The organism is Nocardia jinanensis, assembly GCF_014645735.1.
GTDB lineage: Bacteria > Actinomycetota > Actinomycetes > Mycobacteriales > Mycobacteriaceae > Nocardia > Nocardia jinanensis.
The window spans coordinates 236,265-249,272 of the sequence record NZ_BMMH01000009.1 but is presented as its reverse complement, the minus strand read 5'-3'; the positions used below and the strand labels follow the sequence as shown (position 1 = coordinate 249,272).

General features: G+C 69.7%; 9 protein-coding genes. 6 read left to right on the top strand and 3 right to left on the bottom strand.

The annotated features are described in order from the left end of the window. Positions 1-15 precede the first annotated feature (15 nt). A complete protein-coding gene (locus IEY68_RS21845) occupies positions 16-963 on the top strand; it encodes a patatin-like phospholipase family protein (RefSeq protein ID WP_229718909.1) in 948 nt (315 codons plus the stop codon). Between the two features lie 239 nt (positions 964-1,202). Here the strand turns inward: IEY68_RS21845 and amaB are convergent, their stop codons facing one another. Next, positions 1,203-2,738: an L-piperidine-6-carboxylate dehydrogenase gene (gene amaB / locus IEY68_RS21840; protein ID WP_189094434.1), complete on the bottom strand. Its 1,536-nt coding sequence runs from the start codon at positions 2,736-2,738 to the stop codon at positions 1,203-1,205. Positions 2,739-2,850: 112 nt separating this feature from the next. Here amaB and IEY68_RS21835 point away from each other — a divergent pair, with 112 nt between their 5' ends. Both IEY68_RS21835 and lat read left to right on the top strand, forming a co-directional pair. Further along, positions 2,851-3,303 (top strand): Lrp/AsnC family transcriptional regulator, encoded by a 453-nt coding sequence (locus tag IEY68_RS21835; protein ID WP_062998742.1) that lies wholly within the window; start codon positions 2,851-2,853, stop codon positions 3,301-3,303. Positions 3,304-3,388: 85 nt separating this feature from the next. Continuing rightward, positions 3,389-4,747 carry an L-lysine 6-transaminase gene (gene lat / locus IEY68_RS21830; RefSeq protein WP_062998750.1) on the top strand — a complete coding sequence of 453 codons (1,359 nt, stop codon included), beginning with the start codon at positions 3,389-3,391 and terminating at the stop codon, positions 4,745-4,747. 25 nt (positions 4,748-4,772) lie between these two features. Here lat and IEY68_RS21825 read toward each other — a convergent pair whose 3' ends face one another. Then, entirely contained in the window at positions 4,773-5,117 is a 345-nt protein-coding gene (locus IEY68_RS21825) for a hypothetical protein (RefSeq protein ID WP_062998752.1), read from the bottom strand. 259 nt (positions 5,118-5,376) lie between these two features. Here IEY68_RS21825 and IEY68_RS21820 point away from each other — a divergent pair, with 259 nt between their 5' ends. Further along, entirely contained in the window at positions 5,377-7,155 is a 1,779-nt protein-coding gene (locus IEY68_RS21820) for a serine/threonine-protein kinase (protein ID WP_189094433.1), read from the top strand. 15 nt (positions 7,156-7,170) lie between these two features. Here the strand turns inward: IEY68_RS21820 and IEY68_RS21815 are convergent, their stop codons facing one another. After that, the gene (locus IEY68_RS21815) at positions 7,171-7,722 is read right to left on the bottom strand and encodes a histidine phosphatase family protein (RefSeq protein ID WP_062998756.1); all 552 of its coding nucleotides are present in this window, start codon (positions 7,720-7,722) and stop codon (positions 7,171-7,173) included. A 100-nt stretch (positions 7,723-7,822) separates the two neighbouring features. On the opposite strand from IEY68_RS21815, the gene vapB reads away from it, so the two are divergent. Further along, complete coding sequence (gene vapB / locus IEY68_RS21810; RefSeq protein ID WP_062998758.1) at positions 7,823-8,101, top strand: type II toxin-antitoxin system VapB family antitoxin; 279 nt, start codon at positions 7,823-7,825, stop codon at positions 8,099-8,101. Positions 8,102-8,186: 85 nt separating this feature from the next. Beyond that, a complete protein-coding gene (locus tag IEY68_RS21805; RefSeq protein ID WP_189094432.1) occupies positions 8,187-12,758 on the top strand; it encodes an ATP-dependent helicase in 4,572 nt (1,523 codons plus the stop codon). Positions 12,759-13,008: the final 250 nt, after the last annotated feature.

Sequence of the window (13,008 nt, the reverse complement as noted above, 5' to 3'; positions counted from 1 at the left end):
GCGTATGGTGACCTGGTGAGTCCAGTACAACCGACGGTCGTGGAGGTGATCCGCGACCGTTTCGCATCCGGTAGCCGAGCCGACGGTCACCGGCTCGTACTCATCGTCGAGGGCGGCGGCAGCCGCGGGGTGTACTCCAGCGGAATGGTGCACGGGCTGGAGCAACTCGGGATGGCCCAGCTCTTCGATTCCGTATACGGCACCTCGGCGGGCGCGATCAACGCGGCCTGGCTGCTGTGCGGCCGGGCGGGCCGGGGACTGAAGGCCTGGACGGACGCGGCGATCATGCGCCGGGCCATCGACCCGACCCGGATGCTGCGCGGCCGGCCCGCCTTCGATCTGAACTATCTGGTCCACAAGGTGTACGACGGGCTGCACCCGATGGATTTCCCGGCCATCCTGGCCAACGAGACCACATTCCACCCCATCGCCACCGATATCCGCACCGGTGAACCGGTGGACCTGCACCCGTTCATCGTCGACAAGGCGACACTGCAGACCGCCCTGCGGGCGTCTTCCGGGCTGCCGCTGCTGGCGGGTCCTCCGGTGGAACTCGGCGGACGCCGGTATTTCGACGGCGGGCTCTCGGAAACGGTCCCGGTGCGCAGCGCGCTGAAGGCAGGCGCCACGCACGCGCTCATCCTGCGGACCCGGCGCGCCGACGAACGCCGTCCACCGGCGCCCTGGTTGCACGATGTGGTCGGCGGCACTTACATGCGGTTCATCGCACCCGGCGCCTACCGGGCGTGGAAGCTGCGGCCCGGCCAGCAGATACTGGAGGACGGCGTGATCGCCGGGATGGGTGCGGCGGCGTGCCAGATACATCCACCGGCCGGGTCACCGGATATCAGCAGCGTCGAAACCGACCCGGGCATCCTCGCGCGCGGCATGGAGATCGGCCGCCGCGTCGTGGCGGAGCTCATGGCGGCGCCTTCGGTGCCGCAGGCGGGACCCTGCGTCTGATTGCCCCGCCTTCGGCGGTGCAGGCGGGACCTGCGCCTGATTGCCCCGCCTTCGGCGGTGCGGGCGGGACCCTATTAACCCCGGCTGCTGAGGTGGAGCGTCCGGAACAGCGGCGAGATCCGGGGCTGGACCCGAGCACATCGGCCGGGCGTTCGAGTGCGTGTAGTGACTCGTCCCGGCCCGGTGACAGGTTCGGAGCCGGTGCCGATCCGAGGCCGGTCTGCGGTCGCCTGGTCCGGTCAGTCGAAGCGGATGCCTTGGGCGAGGGGTAGCTCGGTGGAATAGTTGATCGTGTTCGTGGCGCGGCGCATATAGGCCTTCCAGGCGTCCGAACCCGATTCGCGGCCACCGCCGGTGTGTTTCTCACCGCCGAACGCGCCACCGATCTCGGCGCCCGAGGTGCCGATATTGACGTTGGCGATACCGCAGTCCGAACCGTCGGCGGCGAGGAAGCGTTCGGCCTCCCGCTGGTCGGTGGTGAAAATCGCCGACGACAGCCCCTGCGGGACGCCGTTGTGCAGGGCCAGTGCCGTATCGAAATCGTCGTAGGTGAGGGCGTAGAGGATCGGGGCGAAGGTTTCCTCGCGCACCACCTCGGTCTGGGCGGGCATCCGGACGATCGCCGGGTCGGCGTAGAACGCACCGGGACCGAGGCCCTCGGGTTCGACACGGTCACCACCGCACAGCACTTCACCACCGTCGCCGCGCGCGCGGGCGAGGGCGTCCCACATCCCCGCCCAGGCATCGGGCCCGTGCAGCGGGCCCACCTGGACGCCGGGTTCGAGCGGGTTACCCACCCGCAATTGACGGTAGGCGCGCACCAGGCGGTCGAGCAGGTCATCGGCGACCGTGGAGTGCACGATGAGCCGGCGCAGGCTCGTGCATCGTTGCCCGGCAGTGCCGACGGCGGCGAAGACGATGCCCCGCACCGCCAGATCGAGATCGGCGGAGGGGCCGACCACGGCGGCATTGTTGCCGCCCAGCTCCAGCAGGCAGCGGCCGAACCGGGCGGCCACGCGCGGGGCGACCGCGCGACCCATCGCCACCGAACCCGTCGCGCTGACCAGCGCGACCCGTTCGTCGTCGGTCAGCTGGGCTCCGGCGCCGGCCGAGCCCAGGACCAATTGGTGGATCCGCCGGTCGGCGCCGGCCGTATCGGCCGCGCGGCGCAGCAGCGTATGGCAGGCCAGGGCGGTCAGCGGTGTCCGGTCGGAGGGCTTCCACACCACGGTGTCGCCACAGACCAGCGCGATCGCGGTGTTCCAGGCCCAGACCGCGACCGGGAAGTTGAAGGCCGAGATCACCCCGACCACCCCGAGCGGATGCCAGGTCTCCATGAGCCGGTGGCCCGGCCGCTCCGAGGCCATCGTGTAGCCGTAGAGCTGGCGCGACAGCCCCACCGCGAACTCGCAGATATCGATCATCTCCTGGACCTCGCCGCGCGCCTCGGCGGGAATCTTGCCCACTTCGAGGGTGACGAGTTCGGCGAGTTCGTCCTGATGACGCCGCAGCAGGACGGCGAGTTCGCGTACTACGGCCGCCCGCTGCGGCGCCGGCACCAGGCGCCAGGAGCCGAACGCGGCGGCGGCCTCGGCGAGGGCCGTATCGACCTCCGCTGGGGTGTCGGGCCGCAGACCGATGAGCACTCCACCGTCGATCGGGCTGTGCACGAGCATCTCCCCGGCCGCCGGTGGATCGATCTCCAGTGCGCGCAGCAGAGTGCCGATCCGATCGGCGTATCCGGCGGTGACGGTCTCGTGGTCGGTCTCGGTCATCACGAACTCCTCGGGTTCGTCCGGACGAAATACGCTGTGCGAATTGCGGGGCCGGAGAATGAACGTTCACAACACTGTTCCGGCCGTGTGTCCGCTACGTTAGCCTTCGCTGATGGCGGAAACACCGGCAAAACCAGCCCTGGACGAGATCGATCGCCTGCTGATCCGGGAACTGATGTCCGATGGACGGGCGACCCTGTCCAATCTGGCCGAGAAGGCGAGTCTTTCGGTATCCGCCGTGCAGTCACGGGTGCGCAGGCTCGAGGCGCGCGGCGTGATCCGTGGTTACACCGCGAACGTCGACCCCGAAGCACTGGGACAGCTGTTGTCGGCATTTGTGGCGATCACTCCTCTCGATCCTTCCCAGCCCGACGATGCCCCGGCGGCACTACAGAACATGCCCGGGATCGAGGCCTGCCATTCGGTGGCGGGCGACGAGAGCTACATCCTGCTGGTGCGGGTGGCCTCGCCGCGGCATCTGGAACAGTTGCTGCAGCAGATCCGGGCGACGGCCAATGTCCGAACCCGGAGCACCATAATCCTGCAGACATTCTACGAAAAGTAGTCGATACCGTAACAAGTCCCTTTAGTTACGGACTTGTCAGAAAATCTTCCTGACAAGCCGGTGTCCGGTCCCGTACCGTCGGAGTGTGACCATCGAACTGGAGCACTCCGGCACGGGCAGTGGCAGAACAGACGGCCGCATCCCCGCTTCTCGCGTGTTCGAGACATTGTCGGCCAGTATGCTCGCCGACGGTTTCGACCTGGTACTCGACCTGCGCGCCTCCCGCGGCTGCCATCTGGTGGACGCCCGCGACGGCACCGATTACCTCGATATGTTCGGTTTCTTTGCCTCGAGCGCCCTGGGGATGAACCATCCCGCGCTGGCCGGGGATGCCGGGTTCCGCGCCGAATTACTCACGGCCGCAATGAACAAGCCGAGCAATTCCGATGTCTACACGGTCGAGATGGCGCGTTTCGTGGACACCTTCGTGCGCGTACTCGGCGATCCCCGCCTGCCGCATCTGTTCTTCATCGACGGCGGCGCGCTCGCGGTGGAGAACGCGCTCAAAACGGCCTTCGACTGGAAGAGCCGGCACAACGAGATCCACGGTCGCACTACACGTCCCGGCCACGAAGGCGGGGTCCTGCACCTGACCGGCGCGTTCCACGGCCGCTCCGGATACACCCTGTCGCTGACCAACACCGATCCGGTGAAAACCGATCGGTTTCCCGCATTCGATTGGCCGCGGATCGAAACACCCTGCCTCGGCACAGGTATCGATATCGAGGCGGCGGAGCGGCACGCGCTCGAGCAGGCCGCGCACGCGTTCGCCGACCGGCCCAACGGCATCGCCTGCTTCATCGCCGAACCGATCCAGGGTGAAGGCGGCGACCGGCATATGCGGCCGCAATTCCTGCGGGCCGTCCAGGAACTGTGCCACGCCAACGACGCGCTGTTCATCCTCGACGAAGTACAGACCGGCGCCGGGATGACCGGAAGCACTTGGACCTACCGGCAACTCGGGCTGGCACCGGATGTGGTGGCATTCGGGAAGAAGACGCAGGTATGCGGGATCATGGCCGGCGGCCGGGTGGACGAGGTCGGCGACAATGTGTTCACGGTGTCCTCGCGCCTGAATTCCACCTGGGGCGGCAATCTCGCCGATATGGTGCGGGCGACCCGCATCCTCGAGGTGATCGAGCGCGACGGACTGATCGACCGGGCCGCCGAACAGGGCCGGTTGCTGCTGACCCTGCTGTGCGAACTCGCCGACCGCCATCCCGCCGTCACCGAACCACGGGGCCGGGGACTCATGTGCGCTGCCACTCTGTCCGACAATGCCTTCCGCGATGCGGTACTCACCACCCTGCGCGAACGCGAACGAGTGCTGATGATCGGCAGCGGAGAGCGCGGTATCCGGTTCCGGCCACCGCTGACCGTGGAGCCCGGCGAACTCACCGCGGCGGTAGCCGCACTGGACCGCGTCCTCACCGACCTCGGCTGACCGGCCCCGGCCCCGGCCGAACCGATCAGACCGGATCGGGACGCAAGCCCAGCGCGCCCGCGGCGAATCGGCGCACTGCCGCGGCCGCGACGTCCAGCGCCTCTCGATGGCCGGGCCGGGACCAGCCCGCTACGGCTGCGGTCCCGTCCGGTCGAGGTGTCACGCCGACCTCGGCCACCAGTTCCGCGGTGGTCGGTTCGCACACCGCCCAGGAGAAGTGGGACTCATCGGCCCACTGCGCGCCCCGCCGGGCCACGTAGTCCGGATCGGTGATCCCGCCCGAGGCCAGCGCAGGCCGGTCGTCGATTCGCTCGTCGGCCCGGAGGGCGCGCAGATACCATGCGCCCGCATTGATCTCGATCGCCTCCATCCGATCACCCTGGCACAGCGGGGCGGCGGCGCTCGCGCCCGGTTCGGATGGGGACTGGCGGCGGGGACGGTCGGTGAGCTCACACTGGCCGCCGGGCGCGGCAGCGTGTGGCTTCTTCGCTCCGGCCGCTCGCGGACTGCGGATGGGCTTCGCCGGCCGCGCCCTATTAGGGTCGGAGTACAGTCCGGCCCCCGGGCGGGTCCTCCGATCACCGCGACCGCCCGGACCGCGGGCCGGCGGTGACTGGGAAGGGTGCGTCATGACCGGGCAGCGATTGGGCCCCTACCGGCTCGAACGATTACTCGGCCAGGGCGGGATGGGTCAGGTGTGGCTCGCCCACGCCGAACCGGCCGGTGGGTGCCCGGGCGGACGGGTCGCGCTGAAGCTGCTGCCCGCCGAACTCGCCGCCGATCAGACCTACCGGAGCCGATTCGAACGCGAGGCCGAACTCGCCGCCCGGCTACACGACCGCCATATCGTGCCGATCCACGCGCACGGCACGCTGGATGGCCGGTTGTTCATCGAGATGGAATTCGTCGAAGGCGACGACCTGAGCCGGACCCTGCGCGCGAACGGCGCACTGCCGCCCGCGCGCGCCGTCGATATCGTCACCCAGACCGCGGCGGCGCTGGACGCCGCGCATCGGGCCGGACTGGTGCACCGGGATGTGAAACCGTCCAATATCGTCGTGCGGCGCGACGGTTTCGCCTACCTCATCGACTTCGGTATCGCACAGGGTGCCGACAGCCCCGCACTCACGGCGTCGGGTCTGACCGTCGGTACCTGGGCGTACATGGCGCCCGAACGGTTCACCGGGCATACCGACGCCCGTGCCGATATCTACTCCCTCGGTTGTGTGCTCTACGAATGCCTGGCCGGTGTCCGCCCGTTCGGCGAAACCGATCCGGCCCGGCAGATGCACGACCATCTCACGACCACACCGCCCAGTGTGCGCGCGCTGGTGCCGGGGATTCCGGCGGAATTGGACCGGGTGATCGCACGGGCGATGGCGAAGGAACCCGCCGATCGCTATCGGAGCGCCGGGGAATTCGCCCGGGCCGCCGCGGCGGCCCTGACGGGCGCCGCGACCACCGTGGATCCCGCCGTCCCGGCGCTGGAACATCCCGGAACGCGCCACTACGAATTGGACGACCGGCCCGCGTCCCCGGCTCACGAACCCGCGCCCGGCCACCCGGCCACCCGGGCCTATACCGAGCACCGTCCCGGCGAACCGGCGCATTCCCCCACGTACCGACCGACCCGGGCCTACACCGAACACACTCCCGGCGGCGCGGCGCCTTCTCCCGCTTACCCGCCCACCAGGTCCTATACCCGGTTGGAGACCGGGATGCGGCCCGGATACGGAGGCCCGGCGCAGATCGCCGGACCGGCACCCTACGGCCGGGACAACGGCAGTCCCCCGGCAGGCCGCCCCGCACCCCACTATCCGGGACCTCCACCCCGTCGCCCCACTCCGCGCACCCGCGTCGCGAAACCATCCCGGCGCCGCAAGCGCCGATCGCGGCGGCTGCTGCTGTGGCTGATCGTGCTCGTGGTGGTGCCCCTGGTCCTGATCGGGGGGTGTGTGGCCGCACTGGTCGCCGGTGCCGGGTCGATTCGATTCTTCAGCGGTGACGACGGACCGGCGAGCGCGACCGTGGCCGATCCGGGCGTCGCGGTCCGGGACGGCAACTTCGAATTCGCGGTGCTGAACGTGGAGTCCGGGGTGAGCGCGGTCGGGATCGAACGTGCCGAGGGGACGTTCGTGGTGGTCAGCTTCACGGTCCGCAATATCGCGGCCCAGCCGAAGACCTATCTACCGCTCGGACAGGAACTCAACGATACGGCGGGCGCGAAATACAGCCCTGATGTGACGGCCACCGCCCAGCGCGCGGCTGCCGCGGCGGCACCACGCAACCTGCAACCGGGCGAATCGCTGGGCACCCATCTGGTCTACGGCCTACCTGCCGGAACGATGCCGGCGAGTATCACCTTCCGCGATTTCCCACTGTCCTTCGGCACCACGGTCGGTCTGTAGCCGGAACCGGGCCGCTCAGTTCAGCCGCAGCGTCCACGCGGTCCGGTGGTGTAACCGGACCCGGGCACCCGGCGCCACGTCGAATCGCCAGAACGACTCCGGCGCGGCATCCAGAGTGACGACCAGAACGGCCCGGATCACCGCCGGATGCGTCACCGCGACCGTATGGGGCCGCGCTTCGGAGACGACCTCGTCGAGCCACCCGCGGGCCCGTTCGATCATGTCCAGCACCGATTCGCCACCGTGCTCGCGGTACCCGGGCTCGGTCAGCCAGCGACCCACCTGCTCCGGCCCCGGCAGGCCGAGTTCCGCACCGCGCCAGGCACCGGCGTCGAGATCGCGTAATGTCGATAGTGGTGCGGCGTCCAGCCCGAGCAATCGGGCAGTCTCTCTGGTCCGCCGCTCCGGGCCCGCGAGCACCAGTGCGCCCGCCGGTGGTTCGACCGCCCGGTCCGCCAGCGCCGCCCGCCCCGCCGGGGTGAGCGGTTCGTCGGCCGGGAATCGCGCCGCCCGCGACGCCTCGGTGACACCGTGGGAGATCAAGTCGAGTTTTCGAACACCAGGCACCGTCGAAGCATAGAAACGCCGGACTGTCACCGGTAGCCGGCTCTCGACGCCACCGGCTTCCGGTCCATCGTGCCCCGCTGCCAGCAGGAGGTGATCGAGGATGACAGATATCCTGATCCGCGCCGTACCCGGTGCGGTTATCGACGAGATCGACCGGCAAGCCAATGGCCTGGGCATATCCCGTACCGAATTCCTCCGCCGCCGACTCAGCCGGGAGTTCCGGCCGGTCGGTGGGGTAACGACCGAGGACCTGGTCCTGCTGACCGGACTCGTGGGCGAGGACAGAACTCCCGATCTGCTCACCCCCGACCTCGCCGAAACCGAATTCGTCGATCCGGACATCATGGGCCCCGAAATAGTCGACGGGGCCCCGGCCTGACCGCTCTCGCGCCCGGCCGGTCCGCGCCGGCCGGGCGCACAGCGCATCCACCCCCGTGTCGGTGCCCCGGTGCACACTGGGTTCCGTGACCGAGTTCTCCGCCGCCACCCGGCAATGGTTCGACGGCGCGTTCCCCGCGCCGACGGCCGCGCAGCTGGGGGCGTGGCAGGCGATCGCGGCCGGTGCGCACACTCTGGTCGTCGCGCCGACAGGGTCGGGTAAGACCCTGTCGGCGTTCCTGTGGGCCATCGATCAGTTGGCCGCGGGCGCTCCGCCGGAGCCGGGTACCTCGGTGCTCTACATCTCGCCGCTCAAGGCGCTGGCCGTGGATGTGGAACGAAATCTGCGGGCGCCGCTGGTGGGGGTGCGCCAGACGGCCCGCCGCCTCGGGCTGCCGGCACCGGAGATCAGCGTCGGAGTCCGTTCCGGCGACACCACCACCCAGGAACGCCGGCGATTGCAGCGCACTCCGCCGGATATCCTCATCACCACCCCGGAATCGTTGTTCCTGATGCTCACCTCCGCGGCCCGGGAGACCCTGCGCGGCGTGCGAACGGTCATCGTCGACGAGGTACATGCCATCGCCGGATCCAAACGGGGATCGCATCTCGCGCTCTCCCTCGCCCGGCTGGATTCCCTCACCGAGAGACCGGCGCAGCGGATCGGTCTTTCCGCGACCGTCCGGCCGCCGGAGGAAGTGGGCCGGTTCCTGGTCGGACCGGCGCCGATCACCATCGTCTCCCCGCCCGCCCCGAAAACCTTCGACCTCTCGGTGCGGGTCCCGGTCCCGGATATGACCGAGCCCGGCGATTCGGACCAGCCCGGCTCGCTGTGGCCGCATGTGGACGAGGCGATCGTCGAACTCGTGCTCGAGCACCGTTCCTCGATCGTGTTCGCCAATTCGCGCCGGCTCGCCGAGCGGCTGACCGCCCGGCTGAACGAAACCTACGCCGACCGCATCGGCGAGTCCGTCGAAACCGCCCATCCCCCGCCCGCGCAGCTGGGCCCGTCCACCGAGGTCAACCACGGCGCCGAGGCACTGCTCGCCCGCGCCCACCACGGCTCGGTGAGCAAAGAACAGCGGGCCCTCATCGAAGATGATCTCAAGAGCGGCCGGTTGCGCTGTGTGGTGGCCACCAGCAGTCTCGAACTCGGTATCGATATGGGCGCGGTGGACCTGGTGGTCCAGGTCGAGGCGCCGCCCTCGGTGGCGAGCGGCCTACAGCGGATCGGACGAGCCGGGCACCAGGTGGGCGAGATATCGCGCGGCGTGCTGTTCCCCAAACACCGCACCGATGTCGTGCACTGCGCGGTGGCCGCCCAGCGGATGCTGTCCGGGCAGATCGAAGCACTGAAGATACCGGCGCATCCCCTCGATATCCTCGCCCAGCAGACGGTCGCGGCCTGCGCCCTGGAACCGCTGGACGTCGACACCTGGTTCGATACAGTGCGCGGCACCGGCAGTTACGCGTCGCTGCCCCGTTCCTCCTACGAGGCGGTGCTCGATCTGCTGGCGGGCCGCTATCCCTCCGACGAATTCGCCGAACTGCGGCCGCGATTGGTGTGGGACCGCGACGCCGGCACGCTCACCGGCCGGCCCGGTGCCCAGCGACTCGCGGTGACCTCGGGCGGCGCGATACCCGACCGCGGCATGTTCGCGGTGTACATGGTCGGCGAGAAGGCCTCGCGGGTGGGCGAACTCGACGAGGAGATGGTCTACGAGTCACGGGTCGGCGACGTTTTCGCCCTCGGCGCCACCAGCTGGCGGATCGAGGACATCACCTACGACCGCGTCCTGGTCACACCGGCGTTCGGACAGCCCGGGCGATTACCGTTCTGGCACGGCGATTCACTCGGCCGCCCCGCCGAACTCGGCGCCGCGCTGGGCGAATTCGTACGGAAAGCCGGTTCGCAGACCTCGCCGGAGATACTGGCCGAACAGACCACCGCCGCCGGGCTGGACGAGAACGCCACCGCCAATCTCCGTGCGCTGCTGGAGGATCAGCGCACGGCTACCGGCCGGCTGCCCACCGACCGGACCCTGGTGGTCGAACGTTTCCGTGACGAACTGGGTGACTGGCGGCTGGTACTGCATTCGCCCTACGGGCTACCGGTACACGCGGCCTGGGCGCTGGCCGTGGGTGCACGCCTGCGGGAACGCTTCGGAGTCGACGCCGCGCCGAACGCCTCCGACGACGGCATCGTGGTGCGGCTACCCGATACCACCGACGAGCCGCCGGGTGCGGAACTGTTCGTCTTCGAACCGGACGAGATCGACGAACTGGTCACCGAGCAGGTCGGCGGATCGGCACTGTTCGCCTCCCGTTTCCGGGAATGCGCCGCCCGGGCGCTGCTACTGCCGCGCCGCGACCCCGGACGCCGCGCGCCGCTGTGGCAGCAGCGCCAGCGGTCGGCCCAATTGCTCGATGTGGCGAGGAAATTCCCGGATTTTCCGATCCTGCTGGAGACAGTGCGCGAATGCCTGCGCGATGTATACGACCTGCCCGCGCTACGGGATCTGCTCACCGGGGTGGCACGCCGCCAGGTGCGGCTGGTCGAAGTGGAGACCGCCACCCCGTCGCCGTTCGCCAACGCACTGCTGTTCGACTACATCGGCCAGTTCATGTACGACGGCGACAGCCCACTGGCCGAACGCCGGGCCGCCGCCCTGTCCCTGGACTCCACGCTGCTCGCCGAACTACTCGGCCGGGTCGAACTGCGAGAACTACTGGACAGCGAGATCATCGCCCAGGTCGAACTGGAGCTCCAGCGCCGCACTCCCGAACGGCAGGCCCGGGACATGGAGGGGTTGGCGGATCTGCTGCGATTACTCGGACCGGTCACCGCGGCCGAAGCGCGGGAGCGCTGCCGGGAGGACCCGGCGGATTGGTTCACCGAACTCGCCGGAGCCCGCCGCGCGCTCGAGGTGTCCTATGCGGGCCAGGTGTGGTGGGCCGCGATCGAGGACGCCGCCCGCCTGCGCGATGCACTCGGTGTCCCGCTGCCGATCGGCACCCCGGCCGCGTTCATCGAACCGGTGCCCGACCCGCTCGGCGATCTGGTGGCCCGCTACGCACGCACCCATGGTCCGTTCACCACGGAATCGGTCGCACACCGGTTCGGGCTGGGTACCGCGGTCGCGGGCTCGGCACTGCACCGACTGGGCGCCGAGAAGCGGGTGGTGGAGGGTGAGTTCACCCCCGAGACCGGCGGCTCCGAATGGTGCGACGCTCAGGTACTGCGCCGGTTGCGGCGGCGTAGTCTCGCCGCCGCCCGGCACGAGGTCGAACCGGTATCCACCGGGACCTTCGGCCGATTCCTGCCCGACTGGCAGCACATCGGCACCGGTGAACTGCGCGGTATCGACGGCGTCGCGACGGTGGTGGAGCAGCTGGCCGGGGTCCCGATTCCGGCATCGGCATGGGAATCGCTGGTGCTACCGGCCCGGATCCGCGATTACACGCCCGCTTTCCTCGACGAGCTCATGGCCACCGGGGAGGTCCGCTGGTCCGGCCACGGCGTCATCAACGCCAAGGACGGCTGGATCGCGCTGCACCCGGCCGACCAGGCTCCCCTCACCCTCCCACCGGCCGACGAACCCGAGTTCACCGACACCCATCTCGCACTGCTCACCGCTCTCGGCGCCGGCCCGGCGCTCACGCTCACCGCCGCGGCGGACCACCGCGCCGCTACCGATCCCACCGCGCCGCCGGTCCTGCACAGCGGCGGCGCCTATTTCTTCCGTCAGCTGTCGGACGCGACGGGCCTGCTCGACGACGCCGGGGTCGCCGCCGCCCTGTGGGATCTGGTCTGGGCGGGTCTGGTCTCCGGTGACACCTTCGCTCCGGTCCGAGCCCGGCTGTCCGGATCGACCCGGACCCCGACCGCGCACCGCACTCCGCGGCGGGCACCACGCGGCCGCACCTATCTGCCCCGGCCGGCGATGCCGAGTCGGTCCGGCCCGCCGACCGTAGCGGGCCGCTGGTCATTGTTACCCGACCGCGCGACCGACAACACGGTCCGCGCCCACGCCACCGCCGATCTACTGCTGGAACGCTACGGCATACTCACCAAGGGCTCGGTGCAGAGCGAGGGCGTACCCGGCGGTTTCGCACTCGTGTACCGCGTGCTCAGCGAATTCGAGGACCGCGGCCGCTGCCGCCGCGGATATTTCATCGATTCGCTCGGCGGTGCCCAGTTCTCCACCACCGATGTGGTGGACCGGCTGCGCTCGTTCGACGGCGACCGGCGCCCGGCGGGCGGGGCGGTCGCCCTCGCGGCCTGCGATCCGGCCAACCCCTACGGCGCCGCGCTTCCCTGGCCCAAGACCGAGGGCGGGGCCGGTCACCGGCCGGGCCGGAAAGCCGGCGCGCTGGTCGTACTGGTCGACGGCGAACTCGTCCTCTATCTGGAGCGTGGCGGCAAAACGCTGCTCACCTGCACCGAGGACCCCATCGCCCGGCAGGCCGCGGCCGGAGCACTCGCCGATCTCGTCCGGACCGGGCGGGCGGATTCGCTGGTCATCGACCGGGTCGACGGCGAATCGGTGCACGGCAACACCTTCGCCGCGTTCCTCACCGAAGCCGGTTTCGCCTCGACCCCGCAGGGCCTGCGTCTACGACGTGCGGTCGGCCGTCCATCGATCGGCGACCATTGAGCACTGACAGGGACGAGAGCCCACCCAGGCGATCAAGTCGGCCGTCCACAGGTCGGCGACCATCGAACACTCGTAGGGACGTGAGCCCACCCAGATGCTCGAGGCGCACGCCCGCCCGTACTTTCCGCCCGATCCCGGGTGGTCTGCGTCGGGGGTCGGGGCCGCCCCGGTTCCAGGGCGCCGGAGTGAAGAACAGGAGTCCAGGCGCGACGCCGCAAGCGGGCCGATGGACACGCCCCGGCCCCGCAGC